The 22,144-nt window shown below is 71.7% G+C and carries 15 protein-coding genes and 1 pseudogene; 5 read left to right on the forward strand and 11 right to left on the reverse strand.

Features of this window, described 5'->3' with window-relative positions:
• Window positions 1-3 precede the first annotated feature (3 nt).
• The 6 genes from AB0N07_RS07785 to AB0N07_RS07810 are packed head-to-tail and all read right to left on the reverse strand — an operon-like array spanning window position 4 to window position 7,822.
• The gene (locus AB0N07_RS07785) at window positions 4-666 is read right to left on the reverse strand and encodes a TetR/AcrR family transcriptional regulator (protein ID WP_365833185.1); all 663 of its coding nucleotides are present in this window, start codon (window positions 664-666) and stop codon (window positions 4-6) included.
• Window positions 663-2,672, reverse strand: a complete 2,010-nt coding sequence (locus AB0N07_RS07790; protein WP_365833187.1) for a CocE/NonD family hydrolase — start codon at window positions 2,670-2,672, stop codon at window positions 663-665. Before AB0N07_RS07790 ends, AB0N07_RS07785 begins: the two co-directional genes overlap by 4 nt.
• On the reverse strand, window positions 2,669-4,402 hold the full coding sequence (locus tag AB0N07_RS07795) for an ABC transporter ATP-binding protein (protein ID WP_365833189.1): 1,734 nt from the start codon (window positions 4,400-4,402) through the stop codon (window positions 2,669-2,671). The genes AB0N07_RS07790 and AB0N07_RS07795 overlap by 4 nt, the downstream gene beginning before the upstream one ends.
• Complete coding sequence (locus AB0N07_RS07800) at window positions 4,402-5,292, reverse strand: ABC transporter permease (RefSeq protein WP_365833191.1); 891 nt, start codon at window positions 5,290-5,292, stop codon at window positions 4,402-4,404. Before AB0N07_RS07800 ends, AB0N07_RS07795 begins: the two co-directional genes overlap by 1 nt.
• Entirely contained in the window at window positions 5,292-6,245 is a 954-nt protein-coding gene (locus AB0N07_RS07805; protein WP_365833193.1) for an ABC transporter permease, read from the reverse strand. Before AB0N07_RS07805 ends, AB0N07_RS07800 begins: the two co-directional genes overlap by 1 nt.
• Window positions 6,246-6,247: 2 nt before the next feature.
• Window positions 6,248-7,822: an ABC transporter substrate-binding protein gene (locus AB0N07_RS07810; RefSeq protein ID WP_365833195.1), complete on the reverse strand. Its 1,575-nt coding sequence runs from the start codon at window positions 7,820-7,822 to the stop codon at window positions 6,248-6,250.
• Between the two features lie 187 nt (window positions 7,823-8,009).
• Here AB0N07_RS07810 and AB0N07_RS07815 point away from each other — a divergent pair, with 187 nt between their 5' ends.
• From AB0N07_RS07815 to AB0N07_RS07835, 5 genes and pseudogenes are all read left to right on the forward strand, one after another.
• Entirely contained in the window at window positions 8,010-8,792 is a 783-nt protein-coding gene (locus tag AB0N07_RS07815; RefSeq protein WP_365833197.1) for an IclR family transcriptional regulator, read from the forward strand.
• Between the two features lie 165 nt (window positions 8,793-8,957).
• Window positions 8,958-11,018: an NADH:flavin oxidoreductase gene (locus tag AB0N07_RS07820; protein WP_365833199.1), complete on the forward strand. Its 2,061-nt coding sequence runs from the start codon at window positions 8,958-8,960 to the stop codon at window positions 11,016-11,018.
• A 19-nt stretch (window positions 11,019-11,037) separates the two neighbouring features.
• Window positions 11,038-12,291: an aromatic ring-hydroxylating dioxygenase subunit alpha gene (locus AB0N07_RS07825; protein WP_365833201.1), complete on the forward strand. Its 1,254-nt coding sequence runs from the start codon at window positions 11,038-11,040 to the stop codon at window positions 12,289-12,291.
• Entirely contained in the window at window positions 12,288-13,373 is a 1,086-nt protein-coding gene (locus AB0N07_RS07830; RefSeq protein WP_365833203.1) for a hybrid-cluster NAD(P)-dependent oxidoreductase, read from the forward strand. Before AB0N07_RS07825 ends, AB0N07_RS07830 begins: the two co-directional genes overlap by 4 nt.
• Window positions 13,374-13,379: 6 nt before the next feature.
• Window positions 13,380-13,945: pseudogene (locus AB0N07_RS07835) on the forward strand (PP2C family protein-serine/threonine phosphatase).
• A 42-nt stretch (window positions 13,946-13,987) separates the two neighbouring features.
• Here AB0N07_RS07835 and AB0N07_RS07840 read toward each other — a convergent pair.
• From AB0N07_RS07840 to AB0N07_RS07860, 5 genes are all read right to left on the reverse strand, one after another.
• On the reverse strand, window positions 13,988-15,088 hold the full coding sequence (locus AB0N07_RS07840) for a substrate-binding domain-containing protein (protein ID WP_365833246.1): 1,101 nt from the start codon (window positions 15,086-15,088) through the stop codon (window positions 13,988-13,990).
• 122 nt (window positions 15,089-15,210) lie between these two features.
• Window positions 15,211-16,317, reverse strand: coding sequence for an ABC transporter permease (locus AB0N07_RS07845; RefSeq protein WP_365833205.1), 1,107 nt, complete (start codon window positions 16,315-16,317; stop codon window positions 15,211-15,213).
• Window positions 16,314-17,861 (reverse strand): sugar ABC transporter ATP-binding protein, encoded by a 1,548-nt coding sequence (locus tag AB0N07_RS07850; protein WP_365833207.1) that lies wholly within the window; start codon window positions 17,859-17,861, stop codon window positions 16,314-16,316. The genes AB0N07_RS07845 and AB0N07_RS07850 overlap by 4 nt, the downstream gene beginning before the upstream one ends.
• A 136-nt stretch (window positions 17,862-17,997) precedes the next feature.
• On the reverse strand, window positions 17,998-20,874 hold the full coding sequence (locus tag AB0N07_RS07855) for a SpoIIE family protein phosphatase (protein WP_365833209.1): 2,877 nt from the start codon (window positions 20,872-20,874) through the stop codon (window positions 17,998-18,000).
• Between the two features lie 130 nt (window positions 20,875-21,004).
• Complete coding sequence (locus AB0N07_RS07860; protein ID WP_365833212.1) at window positions 21,005-21,973, reverse strand: cyclase family protein; 969 nt, start codon at window positions 21,971-21,973, stop codon at window positions 21,005-21,007.
• Window positions 21,974-22,144 lie beyond the last annotated feature (171 nt).

The following is a 22,144-nucleotide window of genomic DNA, read 5'->3' on the forward strand; positions in this document are numbered from 1 at the left end:
ACCTCAGTTCCGTCGGCGCAGTTCCGTGTCGATGAAGTGGTTCAGATGGCGGCGCGCGTCCTCTGTGGTCAGCGGCGGGGCCTGGCGCAGCCGTTGCAGGGCCAGGCCGTCGGCGAGGGCGGCGAAGCGGGCCGTGAAGCCGTCCAGGTCGTCGCAGGTGAACTCACCGTCGGCGAGGCCTCGTTCGGCCAGTGTGCGGATCTGCCGGTACCACCTCTCGTAGCGTCGGTCCTGGCCGCGGGAGAACGCCGGATCGGGATGGTGCTCGCCGACGTTCCAGTACTCGAACCACATCCGCCAGTGGCGGTCGGTGTCCTCGGTGAACAGCGCATCGACGAGGAGCCGCAGTCCCTCCGCGCCGCTGGTCGCCCGGTCCGCGGCCTCGCTGAGGGCGGTGTAGTACCGCTCGATCTGCAGCACCATCGCCTCGGAGAGGATCTCCTGGACGCTGCCGAAGTGGTAGGTGACCGTGCCGACCGACACACCGGCCGCGGCGGCGACGTCCCGGACTCCGACCGAGGCGTACCCGCGCTCCGCGATCAGCGGAACCGCCGCCTCGACGATGAGTCGGCGGCGCACCTCGGTGGGCTGCCGGGTGCGGTCGGCGGCGGCCACGGCGCGGCGCGGGCTCTTCTCGGCCTTCGTCCCGACGTCCTCGGCCCTCATCCCGACGTCCTCGGGGTGGTGCGGTGCCATGCGCGCTTGGCCACTGTCTCTCCGTTCGCCCGTGCCTCAAGGTGACTGTCCATGACGAACTCCGCCGCCGTGGCGCGCAGTTCCGTCCGTGCGACGACCTCGGCATCCCATTCCTCGCCGCGGCTGAGCCGGATCGTCCACGCCGAGACGGCCGAGGCCGACAGCGGGTCGTCGCCGCGGATACGGTACGTCTCCCGGGCGCTCTCCTCGTAGCGCAGGCCGTCGGGGTAGGTGCGGGAGCCGCCGTAACGCGGGTCGACCTGCAGGGTCCACTCCCCTGCCGCCACGTCGTGGCTGACCAGTCGTTCGGGACGCGGCTCGCTCGGGACGTCGTAGGTCACCGCAAGCGGTGGCGCCTGTTCGGGTTCCTCGAAGCGGATCGGCGGCTCTTCGCCGGCCGTCCGCACCGGCAGCAGGAGGGCGCTGTCTGCGGGCAGCAGGGTCAGCTTCCCGCGTTCGCCGTGCGGCCATACCCAGGGCCAGTACGTGTCGGACACGGCGACCCGGATGCGGTGGCCGGGCGGGAAGGCGTACCCGACGGCGCTCAGCTCGAACTCGACGTCCTCGAAGCTCCCCGGCGTCCATGCGACGGCCTTGTCCCGTCCGTGCCGGGCGAGCAGGTTGAGCACGCCCCGGGTGACGAGGGTGGACGAGCCGTCGGGGGCCACGTCGCACAGGCGGGCGATCACGTGGGCGCGCGGAGTGGCGCTGTCCAGGCTGAGCCGGACCCGAGGGCGGCCGAGGATCTCGACGCGTGCGGTCAGGGGCGCCGAGTCGAGGCAGACCGAACGGCCGTCCTCCTCCCGCTGGTCCGGCGGCAGGTCGCTCGCGTTGCCGAAGGGGAAGAAACGGCCGGCGTCGACGCCGGTGTGCTGCGGAGAGCGGACGACGAGGGGCGGTGCGCCCTCCGCACCCAGCGGGCGCTCCTGCCATGTCACCTGTGGCGAGGGCCAGTTCGTGTCGCCGACCCAACGGCCCGGCATGACGTCGTACGAAGTGGCGGGCGGGACCGCATCGTTGACCCAGGCGCGCAGGAGCGGCTCCCGCATGACCCCGGTGCCCGCGCCCTTCAGCCAGTGGTCCCACCAGCGCAGGGTTTCCTGGAGGAAGCCGATCGCCGGGCCGGGCGGAAGTCCGCGGTCCGGGTACTGGTGGGACCAGGGGCCGATCAACCCCCGTACCCGGTCGGCGGGAAGGTGTTCCACCAGCCGCAGCACCGTGTCGCGATACGGATCGTTCCAGCCGCCCACCGCGAGGACGGCCGCGCCGATCGCGCCGTAGTCCTCGCAGACGCTGCCGTGCCGCCAGTAGTCGTCGCGCTGCTGGTGGGCCAGCCAGGTGTGCAGGAACGGTTCGAGGGCGTCGAGGCGTTCGCGCCACATCGGCAGCCAGCGGTCGGCGCCGACGTTCGCCGGGTCGGGCGGGCGGGCGGCGAAGGCGAGCATGGTGCCGGCCCAGGCGAGCATGTCGATGCCGAGGACTGCGCCACCGGTGTAGTGCACGTCGTTGTCGTAGCGGTCGTCGGTGGAGCAGACGGTGACGATCGCCTTGAGGGGTTCGGGGGCCAGGGCGGCGATCTGGAGGGAGTTGAAGCCGCCCCAGGAGATGCCGAACATGCCGACCTTGCCGGTGCACCAGGGCTGCTCGGCCAGCCAGTTGACGACGTCGACGCCGTCCGCCAGCTCCTGGGCGTCGTACTCGTCGCCCGGTACGCCCTCACTGTCGCCGTGGCCACGGATGTCGACGCGGACGGAGGCGTAGCCGTGGCCCGCGTACCAGGGGTGGCGCTGGGCGTCGCGCGGGGCGGTCCAGTCGCTCTTGCGGTACGGGAGGTATTCGAGCAGCGCGGGCACCGGGTCGGCCTCGGCGTCGGCGGGGCGCCAGACACGGGCGTGCAGGCGGACCCTGCCGTCGCGGGTGGGGATCCAGACGTCCTCGCGCACGACCTGGCGCTCGAACCGCTCTCGGTACTTCACGAAACTCCTTCGGGGAGAGGAGTGTCGGCCGGGTGCCAGCGGCGAGCCCGGTGGCCGTCGCCGTGGTCGGCCCACAGGTCGCCGGGTTCGGCCGCGTCGAGCCAGTCGGGCGCCTTCGCCACGAACGGCTCGGCGTCGGGATCGGGTTCGAGCGCGGCCGCCATCAGTTCGCGGGTGTAGGGGTGGGCCGGGTCGGCGAAGACGGCCTCGGTGGGACCCTCCTCCACCACCACACCCTGGCGCAGCACGAGCACGCGGTCGGCGATGCCCCGTACGACGGCCAGGTCGTGGCTGATGAACAGACAGGCCAACTGCCGTTCCCGGCGCAGGTCGTCGAGCAGCCGCAGCACCTCGGCCTGCACGGAGACGTCCAGGGCGGTGGTGATCTCGTCGGCGATGAGCACGTCCGGCTCGCCCGCCAACGCCCGTGCGATGCAGATCCGTTGACGCTGGCCGCCGGAGAGCTGGGCGGGCAGCCGGGCGGCGAGCGCCGGGTCGAGGCGTACGTCCCGCACGAGGTCGAGGGCGCGCGCGGCGGCCGCCTGCCGGTCGGGGGCGGTGCCGAAGAAGCGCAGGGGGCGGCGGATCGCGTCGCCGACCGTGCGGCGCGGGTTGAGGGAGGTGTCGGCGTTCTGGAACACCAGCTGCACCAGACGCCGTAGCGCTGTCGGTCGTTGACGTGCTGGCTTGGCCAGATCACCGAAGCCGTGGGTCATCGTCCCGCCGGAGGGAGCGCGCAGACCGGCGAGGGACCAGGCGAGGGTGGACTTCCCGCTGCCCGACTCCCCCACCAGGGCGACGATCTCGCCGCGCCGGACGTCGAAGGAGACGCCGTGGACGGCACGCGCCGCCCCGTAGTCGACGGTGACTTCCGCGGCCGAGACCGCCACCGGGGCGTCCGCCGCCACCACGGCTCTGGCGCGGACCTCGCGCTCGCCGTCGTCCCCCACGAGGGCGAGACCGTCGTCGGTCAGACGCGGCACGCTCGCCAACAGCCGCTTGGTGTAGGGGTGTCGGGCCGCGGAGAAGAGGGTTCGCGTGGGCGCCGCCTCCACGACCCGGCCCGCGCGCAGCACGCTCACCTCATCGGCCATCCGGGCGACGACCCCGAGGTCGTGGCTCACCAGCACGGCGGCCAGGCCGAGTTCGTCGCGCAGAGCGGTGACGAGGTCGAGGATGCCGCGCTGGGTGACGACGTCCAGACCGGTCGTGGGCTCGTCGAGGACGAGGACCTTGGGGCGGGCCGCGAGGGCCATGGCGATGGCGACACGCTGCTGCTGGCCGCCGGAGAGTTCGTGCGGGTAGCGGCGGGCGAGGTCGGCGGGGCGGGGCAGCCGTACCTGCTCCAGCAGGTCGGGGACGGACACGGCACCGCCCGCCTCAGCGATCTGCCGTCCGACGCGCATGGACGGGGTGAGCGCGTGCCCGGCGTTCTGCGCGACCATCGCCACGGTTCCGCCCCGCAGGCGCCGCAACTCCCTGGGAGGCAGGGCGAATACGTCGAGGCCGTCGACCCGCACGGCCCCGCCGTCCAGGCACGAGCCGTGCCGCAGGTGGCCGAGCAGGGTGGCCGCGACGGTCGACTTGCCGCTGCCGGACTCGCCGACGAGGGCGAGCGTGCGGCCCTCGGCGACCTCGAAGGACACGTCCTGCACGACGGGCACGTCACGCCCGACCGAACGGTAGGACACGCAAAGGGAGTTGACGGAAACCACAGCGGCAGAGGTCATCAGGAACCCTCCCTGATCCGGTCGACGCCCCAGGCCTTGGACAGGCCGTCGGCCGCGAGGTTGAGCCCGACCACGAGCGTGGCCAGGGCGATGATCGGTGCGAGGCTCGCCATCGGGACGACGGTGATGGCGGTGCGGTTCTCCGCGACCATGAGCCCCCAGTCGGGGGTCGGCGGGTCGGCGCCGAAGCCGAGGAAGGACAGCGAGGAGATCAGCAGCACGACCCAGGAGGCCCGCATGGCGAACTCCACGCACACCACGTCGACGATGTTGGGCAGGACCTCCCGCCACAGGATCGACCAGGTGCGCTCGCCGCGGGCGCGGGCCGCGGTCACGTAGTCGTCGGGTACGACGGCGAGCGCCGCGCCGCGCACCACCCGTACGACCTGGGGCACGAACACCACGGCGACGGCGATCACGATGACCGCGGGGCCGGTGCCGAGCGCGGTCACGACGACGAGCAGCGCGAGGACGGCCGGCACCGAGAGCACCGCGTCGAGGACGCGGCCCAGGACGTCGTCGAACCAGCCGCCGCGCAGCGCCGCCGCACAGCCGATCACCGCGCCCAGGGCGAGGGCGATGAGGGTGGCGACGACGGACACGCCGAGCGCGTACCGCCCGCCGTACAGCACCCGGGTGAGGACGTCCCGGCCGTACTGGTCGGTGCCGGCCCAGTGCGACCAGCTCGGTCCGAGGAGCGCGTGGGAGGGGTCGTTGGCGATGGGGTCGTACGAGGTGAGCAGCGGAGCGATCAGGGCGATCAGGGTGTGGACGCCGACGACGGCGAGACCGGCGAGGGCCGTGCGGGAGGAGCGCAGGGTGTGCCAGGCGCGGGATGCGCCTCCCGGCGCTGCCGCCAGGGTCACCGGTTGTGTGTCGAGGGTGGTCATCAAGTCCTCCCGCGCGTACGGAGCTTGGGGTTGAGTGCCATGGCGCCGAGGTCGGCGGCGAGGTTGCAGACGACGTAGACGACGGCGCTGATCAGCGCGACGGCCTGGACGACGGGCAGGTCGCGGTTCTGCACGGAGGTGAGCATCAGCTTGCCGACGCCCGGGTAGTTGAAGACGTTCTCGACGACGGCGACACCGCCCACGAGCCAGGCCACGTTCAGGGCGATCACGTGCAGGGTCGGCAGCAGGGCGCTCGGGAGAGCGTGCCGGGTGACGACCCGCCAGGTGGACAGTCCCTTGAGCCGGGCCGTGGTGACGTACTCACTCGCCATCACGTCGATCACCGAAGTGCGGGCCATGCGGACGATGTAGGCCGCCATGACGATGGCGAGGGCGAGTGCGGGAAGCCAGACGGCGGGCAGGAGTTGGCCGACGCTCGCGTCGGGGCCGTACAGGACGACGGCGGGGAACCACGGCAGCGCGACCGAGAAGCACAGCACCAGCACGGTGGCGACCACGAACTCGGGGACGCTCATGCCGACCAGGCCGGCGGTCGAGATGAGGTGGTCGGCCCAGCGGTCGCGGTACAGGCCGGCCAGGACGCCGAGCACGAGGGAGCCGGTCACCGCGAACAGGATGGTGACGACGGCGATGAGCGCGGAGTTGCCGAGGTACTGGGCGACTTCGCTCCCCACGGGCTTCTGGGAGACCAGCGAGGTGCCGAAGTCGCCGTGCACGGCCCCCTTGATCCAGTCGAAGTAGCGTTCCCAGGCGGGCCGGTCGAGCCCCAACTGCTTGCGGAGGGCGGCCACCGCGTCCGGCGTGGCGTCCTTGCCGAGGATCTGAGTGGCGACGTCGCCGGGCAGGGCCTGCAGGGCGAGGAAGACGAGTACGGAGGAGAGCAGCAGCGTGCCGAGGGCGGCTGCCAGTCGGCGGGCGACGAACACGAGCATGTTCAGGCCCCCTTCAGGCCGATGCCGAGGTAGTCGAACTCGAAGCCGTGCTCGGCGTATCCGCGCACCTTGCGGGAGATCCCGACGAGCCGGTCGGCGAACATCGGCGTCATCGCCCCGCCCTTCTCGATCACCAACTTCTGTGCCTCGCCGTAGAGTTCACGGCGCAACGCGTCGTCGGTCTCGGCGCGGGCGCGGTCGAGGACCGCATCGAATTCCTTGTCGGACCAGGCGGTCTCGTTGTAGGAGGAGCCGCTGCGGAAGATCTGGGTGAAGAGCTGGTCGACGGGCCTGCCCGTGTACCAGTAGGTCGCCATCAGCGGCTTCTTCATCCAGATCTGTGTGTAGTACGAGTCCGCGGCGGCCGTCTTGACCCGGATGCGGATGCCGGCCCGCTTGGCGGACTCCTGGTAGGCGAGGGCCATGGGGGTGAGCAGCGGGTCGTAGGCGGAGGTGTAGAGGTCGACGGCCAGCCCCGCCTGGCCCGCCTGCTTCAGCAGGTGCTTCGCCTTGTCCGGGTCGTGCGTCGGGTGCGCGGAGATGTGCAGTGGGTCGTCCGGCGGGACCGGGTTGTCCCAGCCCGCGCTGCCGGCACCCTGGAGGGCCACCTTCACCACGTGCTCGGGGTCGTAGGCGAGCTTCATCGCCTGCCGTACTCGTACGTCGGTGAAGGGCTTGTCGCTGGTGAGCATCGGCAGCACGTACCACTGGGCGTTCTTCACCCGGGCGACGGTCGCGCGGTCGGAGGCGGCGACCACGCGGGCCGTCGCGAAGTCGAGGTTGGTCTGCGACAGCAGGTCGACCTGGCCCGCGAGCAGGGCGTTGGCGCGGGCGGACATGTCGGCCACGGAGTAGAAGGAGATCGCGTCGAGGACGGGCCGCCCGGCCCAGTGGCCGGCGTGGGCGATGACGCGGCCGGGGCCCGCGGGCGCGAACGACTCCAGCTTGAAGGGGCCGGTGCCGATGCCGGTGCGGCCGATGGACTTCGCGCTGCCGTCGGGGACGACGTAGCAGTTGTAGTGCGTGAGGAGACTGGGGAACTCGGCGTTCGGGGACTTCAGCGGGACGACGAGGGTGTGGGCGTCGGGGGTGCGCAGCGTCTTGGGGTCGACGAGCGGGGCGAGGACGGCGGCCTGCGGGGAGGCGGTCGCCTTGTCGATGATGTGGCGCAGGGTGTAAGCGGCGTCGGCCGAAGTGAACGCGCGGCCGTCGTGGAAGGTGACGCCCCTGCGGAGCCGGAAGGTCCAGGTGCGGGCCTTGGCGTCGCTCTCCCAGGACTCGGCCAGGTCGGGGGCCAGTCGGCCGTCCGCACCGACGCGGACGAGGCGGTTGTAGAGGGCGCCCAGGTATTCGTACGCGGACAGGGAGCTCGCCGGGTCGAGGGTCTCGGCGTCGGACGCGGGCGGCCGGGCGATCCGGAGGGTGCCGCCGCGGTCCGGGGTGCCTTTCGGCGCCGCGGCGGGCAGCACCGTGCCGGCGGCCGCGCCGGAGCACCCGGACAGCAGCCAGGACGCACCGAGACAGGCGGCGCCGGCGGCCAGGAACGACCGCCGTCCCGCGTGGTGGGTGTCGGGCATGGGCCGACCGTCCTTCTCGCTATTCGTTCAGCGGAACGATTGAGTGGAGTGCGTGAACGATAGCCAGCCGACGGTTTCCCGCCAACCCTCGGGTGCGGAGAATTAACCGCGGAAACGGACCCGTAACCGCGGCAGGGGCGACGACGGAGGCCGGGACGGGTCATGCGCGCTGACTATCCTTTCCGCCATGACCAGCACCGGAAGGCCCCGCGACACCTCAGTGCAGTCCGTGGACCGTGCGGTGTCGATCCTGCAGTCGCTGTCCCGGGGCGGCCCGTCCGGCGTCACCGAGATCGCCGAGGCGCTGGGCCTGCACAAGGCGACGGTCTTCCGGCTGCTCGCCACACTGGAGTCGCGCGGACTGGTCGAGCAGGACACCGAGCGGGGGCGCTACCGCCTCGGTTTCGGCATGGTCGAACTGGCCGCCGGCGCCGGACGGCAGAGCGACCTCTCCCTGCTCGGCCGCGCCGTCTGCCGCGAGCTGGCGGCCAGGGTGGGCGAGACGGTGAACCTCGCGATCCACGACGGGCTCGAAGTGATCACCATCGACCAGGAGATGGGCGGCGCGACCATCTCCAGCGTGGACTGGGTCGGCAAGCGCAGCCCGCTGCACGCCACCGCGGCCGGAAAGGTCTTCCTCGCACACATGCCCGAGCAGCAGGCCGACGAGGTGCTGGGGCGCGGGCTCGCCCAGTACACCCCGCACACGATCACCGAACCGGCGCACCTCAAGGCCGAGCTGCGCACGGTGCACGAACGCGGATACGCCACCACCTCGCAGGAGCACGAGATCGGACTGGCCGCCATCGCGGCACCGATCCGCTCCCCGGACGGCCGGGTCGTCGCCGCCGTCACCGTCTCCGGCCCCACGTTCCGCGTCGACGACGACACCGTGCCCTCCCTCGCGGAGCAGGTCAGGCAGGCGGGCGAGCGGATCTCCCTGCGTCAGGGCCACCGCCCGCGGCCCTGACCCCGGCGGAACGCATCCCGGCCGCCCCTTGACGGCCACGGGCAGGCGCCCCCACCATTTGTCTCGCATCGCGTATCTGTTTCGCAATGCGAGACAACCGCGCTCGCTGTGCGGCCATCGACGCCCCGACGCAGCGGCCGGCCTCCCACTTCCCGAGGAGTGGTCGTGCCTTACCGGAGTTCCCAGAGCCTCGACCCTCTGCTCCAGCCCTTCCGGCTCAAACACCTCACCCTGCGCAACAGGGTGGTCAGCACCTCCCACGAACCGGCCTTCGGCGAGGACGGCCTGCCCAAGGACCGCTACCGCGCCTACCACGTCGAGAAGGCGCGCGGCGGTGTCGGCCTGACCATGATCGGCGGTTCCGCCGTGGTCTCGCCGGACAGCCCGCCCGCCTTCGGCAACCTGCTGCTGTACCGGGACGACATCGTGCCGTGGCTGCGCCGCCTCGCCGACGAGGTGCACGAGGCCGGGGCGGCGGTGATGTGTCAGGTCACCCATCTCGGCCGCCGTACCAGCAACTACGCCGGAGACTGGCTGCCGGTGCTGTCCGCCTCGCCCCTGCGCGAACCGGCGCACCGGGCCTTCCCCAAAGCCGCCGAGCCGTGGGACCTCGACCGCGTAACGGCCGACTACGTGTCCGCCGCGCTGCGCTGCCGCGAGGCCGGCCTCGACGGCATCGAACTCGAGGCCTACGGCCACTTCCTGGACAGCTTCCTCTCCCCCACGACCAACCGCCGCGACGACGAGCTCGGCGGCCACCTGGAGCACCGTATGGCGTTCCCGCGCCGGGTGATCCGGGCGGTGCGGGAGGCGGTCGGCCCGGACTTCGTGGTCGGGATCCGGCTGATGCTCGACGAGGGCCGCCCCGGTGGGCTGAACTTCGACGACGCCCTGGTGGCGGCGGAGCGTTTCACCGACGACGGCATCGACTTCGTCAGCACCATCCGCGGCTCCATCGAGAGCGACGCCTCCCTGGTGCGCGCGATCCCGCCGATCGGCACTCCGCTGGGCCCCTTCCTGGAGTTCACCGGCGAGGTCCGGCGCCGGCTGCGGGTGCCGGTGATGCACGCGGCCCGGATCGCCGATGTGGCCACCGCGCGGTACGCCCTGCGCGAGGGACTGCTCGACCTGGTCGGTATGACCCGCGCCCAGATCGCCGACCCCCATCTGGTCGCCAAGGTCGCCGCCGGCCGCGAGGACCGCATCCGGCCCTGCGTCGGGGCGAGTTACTGCCTGGACGCGATCTATGACTCGGGTGACACCAAGTGCGTCCACAACCCGGCGACCGGCCGGGAGTTGACGCTTTCCCACACGGTCCAGGTGACAACCGGCCGTCGCAGGAGGGCAGTTGTCGTCGGCGCCGGTCCGGCCGGTCTGGAAGCCGCCCGTGTTCTGGGCGAACGCGGCCATGACGTGGTGCTGTTCGAGGCCGCCGACCTCCCCGGTGGCCAGATCCGACTCGCCGCCTCCAACCCGCGCCGCCGCGATCTGCTCGGCATCGTCGACTGGCGCGTGGCCGAGTGCAAGCACCACGGCGTCGACCTCCGCTTCGGCCGCTACGCCGAGGCGGACGACGTACTCGCCGAACACCCCGACCTGGTGATCATCGCCACCGGCGGCATGCCCAACCGCACCTTCCTGGACGCGGGCGAGGACCTGGTGGCCGACACCTGGGACGTGCTGACCGGCTCACTGCGCCCACGGGGCGAGGTCCTGGTCTACGACGACCATGGCGGCTACCCCGCGTTGGACGCCGTGGAAGTGCTCGCCCCGTCCGGCGCCCGCCTGCACTATGTGACGCCGGAACGCACCCTTGCCCCCGACGTCGGCAGCATGAACTCCCCCGCCTACCTCAGGGTCTTCGCGGAACACGACGTGACCACCACCCTCGCCCGGCGGCTGCGGGCCGTGTGCCGCGCCCCGGACGGCCGCCGCCTGATCGCGACCCTCCACAGCGAATACACCGACGCCGACACCGAACTGACCTTCGACCAGGTGATCGTGGAGCACGGAACCCTGCCCACCGACGAGCTGTACCGCGAACTGCTGCCCGGGTCCAGCAACTTCGGCGAGGTGGACCACCGCGCCCTGCTCGCCCACCAGGAGCAGACGGTGATCCGCAACGACACCGGCCGCTACCAGCTGTTCCGCATCGGCGACGCGGTCGCCGGCCGCAACATCCATGCCGCCGTGTACGACGCCCTGCGGCTGTGCCTGCCGGCCTGAACCCTTGTTGGAGACACCCATGAGCACACTCGCCCCCGCCCCGGACGTGTCGGCTCTCGTGGCCCGCCGCGCCGCCGGCCGGAGTCTCGAAGCCCCCTTCTACACCGGCCGGGAAGTCTTCGACCTCGACATCGAGGCGGTCTTCGCCCGGAGTTGGCTGTTCGTCGCCGCCGAGGCCGAACTCCCCGAACCCGGCGACTACGTGACCGTCACCCTCGGTCCGTACTCGGTGATCCTGCTTCGCGACGACGACGAAGAGGTACGTGCCTTCCACAACGTCTGCCGCCACCGCGGCGCCCGCATACTCAACGACGAGCGCGGCTCGGTGGGCAACATCGTCTGCGGCTACCACCGTTGGACCTACGGCGTGGACGGCCGCCTGCTGCACGCGGAGTCGCAGCCGGCCGAGTTCGACCCCTCCTGCTTCGGACTGCGGACCGTCCACGCCCGCACCCTCGCCGGCCTGGTGTTCATCTGCCTCACCGAGCGACCACCCGCCGACTTCGACGAGGTGGCCGCCCGCATCGAGCCGTACATCGCGCCGCACGACCTGCGCCGGGCGAAGGTGGCCACGCAGATCGACCTGGTGGAGAACGGCAACTGGAAGCTCACCATGGAGAACAACCGGGAGTGCTACCACTGCGGCGGCCATCCGGAGCTCCAGTGCTCCCTCTTCCCCGTCTACGGCTACGCCGAACAGGACGTGCCACCGGTGCTGCGCCCGGCGTACGACCGCTATCTGCAGGCCGACGCCGAGTCCCGCACGACGTACGAGTCGCTGGGCCTGCCGTACGAGGCGATCGAGGAACTGGACACCCGCACCACCGGCTTCCGCATCCAGCGCGAACCGCTGGACGGCGCGGGCGAGTCCTTCACCGAGGACGGCACGGCCGCCTGCAAGCGGCTCCTGAACGACTTCCCCACGCCCCGCCTGGGCCGCCTCTCCCTCCACATGCAGCCCAACGCCTGGTTCCACTTCCTCTCCGACCACGCGATCACCTTCTCCGTGATCCCGCTCGCACCGGACCGCACCCTGGTCCGCACCACCTGGCTGGTGCACCCGGACGCGGTCGAGGGGGTCGACTACGACCTCGACGGCCTGACCCGGGTGTGGACGGCCACCAACGACCAGGACGCGCTCCTGGTCGCGCGCGCCCAGCAGGGCATCGCCAGTCCCGCCTATCTGCCCGGCCCCTACGGCCCGACCGAGTACCAGGTCGAGGCATTCGTCAACTGGTACGCGACCCGGCTGAAGGCGCACCTGGCACCATGACCGACACGCTCCCGGCCTGGGCCGGAACCCGCGCCTGGGACGACGAGGACACCGACGGACTCCTCGTCTGCAGGCAGATCCACTCCCTGACCCCGGACGTCAGGACCTTCGTCTTCCAGGCTCCCGAGCCCCGCCTCTTCCGGCACGACCCCGGCCAGTTCGTCACCCTCGGCGTCGACATCGACGGCCGGTCCGTCGAGCGGTGCTACACGATCTCCTCGCCACCGACCCGTCCCCACTCGGTCGCGATCACCGTGAAGAGGGTCCCGGGCGGGCTGGTCTCCAACTGGCTGCACGACCGGCTGCGCCCCGGCCGCACGGTGCGGGCGCGCGGCCCCCTCGGGGACTTCTCCTTCATCCGGCACCCCGCGCCGAAGTACCTCTTCCTGTCCGGCGGCAGCGGCGCGACCCCGGCGATGGCCATGACGAGGACGCTGTACGACCTCGCGCACCCGGCCGACGTGGTGTTCGTGCACAGTGCCCGCACCCCCGCCGACATCCTCTTCCGCCGCGAACTCGACCTCATCGCCGCCACCGCGCCCGGCATCCGGGTGGTGCACGTCTGCGCGGCGGACGGTCCGGCCGAGCCCTGGGGCGGCCACCGCGGCCGGCTGACCTTCGAGATGCTGCGGCAGATCGCTCCCGACTTCCGTCAGCGGGAGATCTTCACCTGCGGCCCCGCCGGTTACATGGCCGCGGTACGCGACATGCTCTCGACGGCCGGGGTGGGGAGGGATCACTGCCACGAGGAGAGCTTCACCTTCGAAGCGCCACCGTCCCCCGCATCCATGACCGACACCGTGGAAGCCACCGAAGGGCGCGTCTTCACCGTCGAGTTCACCCGCAGCCGACGCACACTCACCTGCGATGCGGACACATCCCTCCTGCAAGCCGCCTCCCGGGCCGGCCTGAGCCTGCCCGCCTCCTGCGCCCGGGGAATGTGCGGCACCTGCAAGACCACACTGCTGGCCGGGTCCGTCGACATGCGGCACAACGGAGGCATCCGGCCGCGCGAGATCGCCCAGAACAAGATCCTGCTCTGCTGCGCCACGCCTCAGGAGAACCTCGTCGTCGACGCCTGAGGGGAGATGTCGTGCAGGACGCGCTGCTGCCGCGACGTCATCCCCACCGGCGACGAAGTCGCACTGATCGTCGGCGACGTCGAGGGGCACGACGTCCTCGCCGCGGCCGCCATGGGCCAACTGCGCAGCGCCATGCGGGCATTCGTCGCCGCCGGCACCAACCGGCTCCTCATGGACCTCGACCCGGTGCTCCTCGCCAGCTGCTGCCACGCCCAGTTCCATCCCCGCTCGGGGATCGTGCGCATCGTCCGCGCGGGCCATCTTCCGCCCTGCTGCGCCTGCCCGACGGGCACACCAAGATCCTGGATGTGCCCGGCGGCCCCCTGCTCGGCATCGACGCGACGGCACGCTTTCCGGAGTCGGAGCTGCGTCTCGCTCCCGGGTCGGTCCTGGCCCTCTACACGGACGGGTTGATCGAGAGGCGCGACTCGGACATCGACTCCGACGTCGAGCGACTCCGGGGTCGCCGGCCCGGCTGGGCGGGGGCCGCCTGGACGATCCGGCCGACGGGCTGCTGCTGGATGCCTGCCACGCTTCCCCCGACAGGGCGGACGACATCGCGCTCCTGCTGACCGAGTGCGCCCCACCACGTTGACCGGTCCCTGCCGCCACTGTCACGTGCCCCAGATCTTCCGGTACGCCTCCCGGTATCCCGCCGGATCCCAGGTCGTGACGCCGTGGCTGTTGTCGGCCGTACTGATGTGGACGGGGGCCACGTACCCGCTGGCCGGCCGGCCCGAGAAGGCGCGATTGAACTCGTCGACGATCTGCCAGCCCTGCAGGGACAGCGGCTCCGGCACGGTGGCCGCCTGGTACTGCTTGCTGTTGATGCGCTGGAAGGCGGAGGGGTCGCCGTCGCCGGCGCCGATGTTGAAGGGCGGGCCGGAACCTTTCTTGCCGGCCGCGCGGAACGCCGGGGCGGCATCGGCGAAGTACAGGTCGTTGACGGCGACGGAGTGGGTCCATCTCTCCTGGAAGCGGGAAAGCAGTGAGGAGATCTCCCGGGGCGTGCGGCTGCCCGCATCCGGGATCGGGATGTTCTCGTACGCCAGCAGCTTTACCCCCGCACAGGTGGCCAGCTCCTTCCTGATCAGGTCGGACTTGTACTTGGCGAAGGGGATCGAGGCATCGGTGAAGACCACGGCCCCGGCTGTGCCGTCGGAGCTCGAGATGACCCATTGCGCACTGGCTCTGGCCACGTCCTCGACTCTGGTGGTGACGTTGGTGAAGAGCCTGGGGCGCCGGCTGGGACCGGGGGAAGCGACCGCGTGCCAGCCGATGAGCGGGATGCCTGCCGCGTTCGCACGCGCCACCTGCTGCGAGGTCGAGCCCGGGTCGAAGCCCCCGATGACGATGCCCGAGGGTCCGACGTCCACGGCCTCGCTCATCGCCGCCTGGATGCCGGCGGGGGTGCCGCCACCGTCGATCACCCGGACGTGCCAGCCGATGACGCGCGCGGCTTTCCGCACGCTGTCCGCGGCGCCCGCGACTCCGGGATTGGTCATGGTCTGGGCGACGTAGACGATGGTCTTGCCGGCCACCGCGGTGGGACCGCTGGTCGGTCCGTTCCAGGGGATGTCGGTCCGCTCCGCCCGGCTGACGGCGGCCCGGGCCCTGGTCTGGGCCGCGGGGCAGCCGCTCGGACCCGAGGTCGAGTGCGCCGGTCCGCTCGACGAGCCGCGTTCACAGCCGGCCAGCACGAACACCGCGACCACCAGGGCGGTGACAGTGGACCGCGCGTTGCGGACGGTGGGAGTGTTGCGGTTGCGGTTGCGGTGCACGGAAGCTCCTTGCGGAGGATGCCGCCCGGGCACTTCGGCGGTGCCCGCGGCGTGGGTCATGGAGGGCTGGCCGGCGTGCCGTCGTCCTGTGCCACGGCGGGCGAATCGCGGGCGACGACCGCACCGGTGCGCAGTCGGCGACGAGCGGAGTAGCCGGCCAGTCCGACGGCGAGGAGCAGGGTGCCGCCGTAGAACAACGGGACCGTCCAGAAATCGCCGCCCATCTGGGCGATGCCGGTGAGGCCGACGGCGAGGACGGCGACGGCGACGAGGGTGCCCAGGGCGTTGGGGCGCCCCGGCTTGATGGCGGTGGAGCCGAGGAGGGCCCCGACGAACGCGGGCAGCAGGTAGTCGAGGCCGACGCTGGGATTGCCGATCTGCTGCTGGGCCGCGAGCAGCACTCCGTCGAAGCCGACGATCAGTCCCGACGCGGCGAAGGCGTAGACGGTGTACTTGCGGGTCGGGATGCCGAGCAGGTCGGCGGCGCGCGGGTTCGACCCGACGACGTGCAGGTATCTGCCGAGCGGCAGCCGCTCCAGAACCACCCAGAGGGCGGCCGTGAGGGCGAGCACGTAGAAGGCCGGAGCCGGCAGGCCGACGAACGTCGAGTCGTAGATGTCGGTGAAGGCGGCCGGGAGGCCTTGCGGGCCGGGGACGATCCGGCCGCCGCCGGTGACCCATCCGGTCACCGCGTACATCATGCTGCCGGTTCCGAGCGTGGCGATGAACGAATCGATCCGCCCGAATTCGACGACGACGCCGTTGAGGACGCCCACGACACCACCTCCGGCGACCACCGTGAGGCAGGCGAGCGGCCAGGGCCACCCGTCGCCCACGACGAGCTGCATCACCATGACGTGCGCCAGGCCGAGACCGTAACCGATGGAGAGGTCGAACGCGCCGGTCACGATGGGGACCATCGCGGCGAGTGCGAGGACGGCCGGGATCGACTGGCTGGACAGGATCGAGTCGACGGTGTCCCGGGTGGGAAAGGTACGCGGCAGGGTGAGGGAGAAGACCAGGAAGAGCAGGGCGGTGAGGGTCAGGAGGCCGTAGGCGCCGATGAGTTGCCCGCCACGGCCGTGCAGTCGGGCGAGTCGCCTCGGTGGTCCCGGGCGACGCGGCCGTGGCGGGGGCGCAGCCGGAGAGGGGGAGCCGGTCACGGATTCGCCGCGGTTCCGGAGGAGGGCAGGGCCGAAGCCGCCCGCGTGAGCTCGGTGACCGTGAGTGCCGGGCCGGTCAGCTCGGTCGTCACGGATCCGCGGACGAAGACCAGGGCGCGCCGGCACACGCCCGCGACCTCCTCGAAGTCGCTGGAGATGAGGAGGACCGCGAGGCCGGCGGCGAGCGCCTCGTCGAGCAGGCGGTGGATCGCGGCTTTGGCACCGATGTCCACGCTCGCCGTCGGTTCCTCGAGGATCAGCAGGCGCAGGGCCGGCCGCAACCACCGGCCGATCATGACCTTCTGCTGGTTCCCCCCGGACAGGGTGGCGATGGCGGCCTCGCTGTCGTCGGGACGCACCGAGAACCGTTCGATCAAGGCGCCGGCCTCGGCGCGTTCGCGGCGGGGGCTGATCCAGCTCAGCGCCGACATGCCTCCCGCCCGGGGGTTGGCCAGGAGGTTCTCCCGTACGGTCAGCTCGGCGAGGCACCCCTCCCGCTGTCTGTCACCGGGTACGAGGGCGACACCGCGTCCGACGGCGTCCGCGACCGTACGGGGACGGTACGGGCGACCGCCGAGAAGGGCCCGTCCGCCGAGGAGGGGCCGGGCGCCCGCAAGGGCTCGGGCGAGGTCCATGTGTCCGGCGCCCGTCAGGCCGACCAGGCCGAGGACTTCCCCCCGCCGGAGCTCCAGACTGACCGGTCCCGCGTCGGGGGTGCGCATCCCGTCCAGGGTCAGGACGGCCGGGCCGCCGGCCGGGGTGGCGGCGGGGCGGTGATCGGTCGGCTCCTCGCCGGTGATGGCGCGCACCAGGCGGGCAGGAGTGTGGCTCGCCGGCGAGCCGTGGCTGACCAGGCGTCCGTCGCGCAGCACGGCGAAGGTGTCGGCGACCTCGTACACCTCGTCCAGGCGATGGCTGACGTAGAGGATGCCGTGCCCCCGGTCGCGCAGGGTGTGCAGCACCCGGAACAGCCGGGTGCAGTCCGCGGCGGGCAGGCGGGCGGTCGGCTCGTCGAGGACGATGACTCTCGCCCGTGCTGCCAGGGCTCGTGCGACGGCGACAAGCGAACGCTCGGCGGGGGCGAGGCAGGAGATCGGCGCGTCGGGATCGAGATGTCCGGCGACGACCCGCAGGGCCTCGGTGCAGTGTTCTCGGGTGAGCCGCCAGGAGATCAGTCCGGCGCGGCGCGGATACCCGGTGCTCAGAGCGATGTTCTCGGCCACCGTCATCCACTCCACCAGGCCGAGATCCTGATGGATGAAGGACATGTGCCGGGAAGCGGCGTGACTCCCGAGCGGGTGCCCGGCCACGGTGACCTGCCCCGAGTCGGCGTGGTGGACACCGGCGAGCACCTTGATGAGCGTGGACTTCCCGGCTCCGTTGGGACCGAGGAGGGCGAGGACGCTGCCGGCGTGGACATCGAGGTCGACCCCCGCGAGCGCGAGGGTTCCCCCGAATCGCTTGGCAAGTCCGCGGACACGGACCAGAGGTTCCGCCCCGAAGGGCGGCACCGCATGCGCAGAGGTGTCGTGGGCCTCGTGCACGGACCTCCCCGGGGTTGGACCTGTCGTGTTCTTCCCGATGCGCATCAGCGACATTAGCGGCACATATCGCACATCTTGTGACATATGGCCGCCCTCTGTCACCTCACCGGAGCAGCGAATCGCCGGGGTCGGCGCCTCAGGCCACCTCAAGCCCGCATTCGGCCCAGATGACCTTGCCCTGCTGGGTGTGGCGCGTGCCCCAGCTCTGCGTCAGCTGCGCGACGAGGAACAGGCCGCGGCCGCCCTCGTCGGTGCTGGCCGCTCGGCGCAGGTGCGGGGCGGTGTTGCTGGTGTCGGAGACCTCGCAGATCAGGGTGCGGTCGTGGAGCAGCCGTACCCGGATGGGCCCTGAGCCGTGGCGGATGGCGTTCGTGACCAGCTCGCTGAGCACCAGTTCAACGGCGAACGCGGCCTCGTCGAGTCCCCAGTCGGCCAGTTGCCGGGTGGCACAGGCGCGCACCTCGCTGACCCGGGCCGGATCCGCGGGCAGGTCCCAGGTGGCGATCCGCTGGGGGTCCAGGGCGTGGGTGCGGGCGACGAGCAGGGCGATGTCGTCGCAGGGGTGGGCGGGGGCCACCGTGTCGAGTACCGCCTCGCAGGTCTCGTCGGGCGTGCCGTTCGCTTGGGCCAGCGTGGCGCGCAGCTGGTCGAGGACCACGTCGACGTCGCGGTGACGGTCCTCGATGAGCCCGTCGGTGTAGAGGACCAGCCGGCTGTTCTCAGGGAGGTCGAACTCGGCGGTTTCGAACGGCAGACCGCCGAGGCCGAGCGGCGGTCCGGCGGGCAGGTCGGGGAACCACGCGGTGCCGTCGGGGCGGACCAGAGCGGGCGGGGGATGGCCGGCGCGGGCCATGGTGCACTGCTGTGTGGTCGGGTCGTAGATGGCGTAGAGACAGGTCGCGCCGATGATGCCTGCGTCCACCTCGCCGGGGTCCTCCCGGTCCAGGCGTCCCACGAGTTTGTCGAGGTGGCTGAGGACCTCGTCCGGGGGGAAGTCGAGTTCCGCGAAACTGCGGGCGGCCGTGCGCAGCCGCCCCATGGTGGCGGCGGAGAGCATGCCGTGACCGACGACGTCGCCGACGAAGAGTCCGATGCGGCTGCCGGACAGGGGTATGACGTCGTACCAGTCCCCTCCCACGTCGGATTCGGCGGGCAGGTAGCGGTGGGCGACCTCGACGGCGTCCTGATCCGGCACACCGTGCGGGAGCAGGCTGCGCTGCAGGGCCAGGACCATGGCGCGTTCGCGCGTGTAGCGCCGGGCGTTGTCGATGGACAGTGCGGCACGGGCGGCCAGTTCCTGGGCCAGCGACCTGTCGTCGTCCCCGAACGGTGGCGAGCCCTGCGCACGGTAGAAGCCGGCCACGCCCAGGACCGTGCCGCGGGCGACCAGGGGCACCGCGATGAGGGAGTGGACGTGGCTCAGCAGCTGTGCGGAGTGCTCAGGGTCCTGCGCGAACCAGCCCGCGGCAGCCTTCAGGTCCGGTTCCAGCACTGCCTGGCCGCTCGTCAGACACCGCGACTGCGGCATCGTCGGACCGTAGTCGACCTGCTTGCCGACCGGGTGGAAGGGACAGTCGTCATGGATGCCGTGGACCACCGTGCGGCGTAGGTCACTGCGGGGATCGGCGGACTCCTCGCCGCGGAGCACGGCTTCCGGCAGGTCGATGGTGACGAAGTCGGCCAGTTGCGGCACCGCCGACTCGGCGAGCTCCCTCGCGGTACTGCGCACATCCAGGGTGGTGCCGATGCGGACGCCGGCCTCGGACAACAATTCCAGACGGCGGCGCGCGGCCAGGGCGTAGGTCCCCACGTGCGGCTCCCCCACCATCATGAGCCCTCTCGCCGGGGTCGGGGAGTCGGAGTGCTCGTCCGTCGTGCCGTCGCCGACCGTGACGCGCTCGACGCCCACGGCGACAGGGCCGTGCTCCGTGCCGGGAAGACACTCCGCCGGCCGGGTGACGTGGAGCTGCCCGGGCGCCACGTCGGCAACAGCCCCGGAGAACGTGAGGAAGGTGGCGACGGCAGGCTCGGCAGACAGGCCCAGCGGCTCGTGGACCTGATGCGGGAAGGCGAATGGCTCGCACGGTGAGGGAGCCGGGACAACGGCCTCGATGGCGAAGCCCTCCACTCCGCAGGCACTCGTCATCGGCCGGCTCACGAGCGTGACCCGACGGCCGTCGGACAGGGGCACGTCGACACGGGCCCGCTGCGCGCAGGCGATCAGCTCGGCGGCCTTCTCCATGAGGATCGCCCGGTCGCGGGGGCTCATCTCCACGGCCAGTTCCCGCACCCCCATGCAGTGTCGAAGACCTGCGGCGGCCTCGGCTCCGCTGTCCAGGTACGCCCGCAGCAGAGCGCGCTCGCGCGAGGAACTCTGCCCCAGCAGCCGCCGCTCGATGGCCTCGGCCGCCTTGCGTATCACGGTGCCCAGCGCCGGGTCCTCGGCGCTGCGCGGATAGCCGAAGCACAGGATGCCCTCGATACGGCCGCTGAGCGGGTCGCGGACGGGGAGCGCGCGGCAGGCACTGCCCTGGGAGCGCTCGGCGAAGTGCTCGGCGCCGTAGACCCGGATGGGTCGGCGCTCGGCCAGGGCGAGACCGATGCCGTTGGTACCTGCGACCTTCTCGGCGAACACGAACCCGGGGACACTCTGGATGGCCGGGAGAACTCTGACCAGCGACGCTTCTCCGAAACGGCGCAGGAGAACCGTCCCGCTCGCATCGGCGACGGAGATGTTCATCGCGCTGCCGGCGAATATGGCCTGCAGCCGGTCGAGCACCGGAACGGCCGCGCGGACGATCCGTCCGTCCGGTTCGAAGTCCTCCCGGAAGGGGAGGTCGGCCTGGTCCGGCGACAGCCCCAGGGTCCGGCAGCGCCGCCAGGAACTCAGGATCGGCGTGCGCACGCCCGTCTCGACCGGCTCGCCCTGCAGGAACCGCTCACGGAAACGGGCGGGCCCCGTGCCGCCTTGCGCACGCCCCGCCGGTATCGGATCTTCGCCAGCCCGAACCACGCTCCGCCTCACTCACGCCCTCGACAGTCAACCCTTCTGAAATGTCCGATATAGATGAGGATACGAGCATTGGAGGCGCGAGTCACCGTTCACGAGGCCCCTCCCACACGGTGACCGGACCGGATCGGCGTCACAGGACCGCGGCCGGGTTGACGGGCGAGCCCGTCCCGCCCGGGACGTTCAGCGGCGCCACGACGAGCATGAAGTCGTAGCGCCCCGCCGTCGCGGTCGCGGCGGACAAGCCTTCCAGGTCGAGGTTGTCCAGCAGCGGCACCCCCATCGCGGCCACAGCCAGGGCGTGGACCGGCGAGTGCACGCCGTCCACCGGGGAGGGCCGTACGTCACTGTCGCCGTCTCCGCCCAGCAGCGCGATGCCACGCTCGGCCAGCAGCGGCAGGGCGTCCACATGAAAGCCCGCGCTGGCCGTGTCGGGGTCCCAGGCGCCGAGTTCCTCGCGGCGCCGAACGTGTCCGGAGCGCAGCAGTACCGCGTCGCCATCGCCGATCGTCACATCGAGCGCCCTCTCCACAACGACGATGTCCCTCGCGTGCACCGCTCGCCCCGGCTCCAGCCAGTGGATCCCGAGGACGGCGGGCAGGTCGAGGAGCACTCCCCTCGTGACGAGGGACCCGAGCGTCGACACCGCGCCGAAGCGGGCGCCTGCGGCATCGACGACCTCGTGTGCCGTGCGGCCGTCGTAGAGCTGCCCCCGATAGGCGATGTGGCACAGCGCGTCCAGATGGGTGATGCCCTTGCCGTGGTAGTCGGCGGCGATGAAGTCCTTGTGGGTGGAGGGTTCCGGCGCCTCCACGTCACCGAGGTCGGTCATGTGGTGCAGGGCAGGCTTGCGGTTGCCGGGGCCGGGGCGGGTGTCCCACGGCAGCGCCAGCGGGACGACCGTCCCGGTCCGCACGCACGCTGCGGCCCGCCGCACATGGTCCGCGGTGACCCGGTTCCAGGCGCCGCGGTCGGCCGGGGACCAGCGACCCCACGTGCGAACCGCCTCGAAGAGTGCGTCGAACTCCCGACGGGAGACGGCGGGCCCGTTGCCGACGCCGGTCGGCGCGGGGTTCGCGGCATCGGCGGAACTCGGACTCATCTGTACTCACCGCTCCCAGGCTGGAACGGCTCCGACGGCAGGACGTCACCGGACGCGACACGGATCGGGCTTACGGGGTGTGCGCCCGACTGACGCCGTGACACGGAGAAGCACCGTCCTCGTGATCGGAAAACCAGCTTCGCACATTCACGGTGGTGGGAGAGTACGTCG

It is taken from the genome of Streptomyces sp. NPDC051172, assembly GCF_040682555.1.
Lineage (GTDB): Bacteria > Actinomycetota > Actinomycetes > Streptomycetales > Streptomycetaceae > Streptomyces.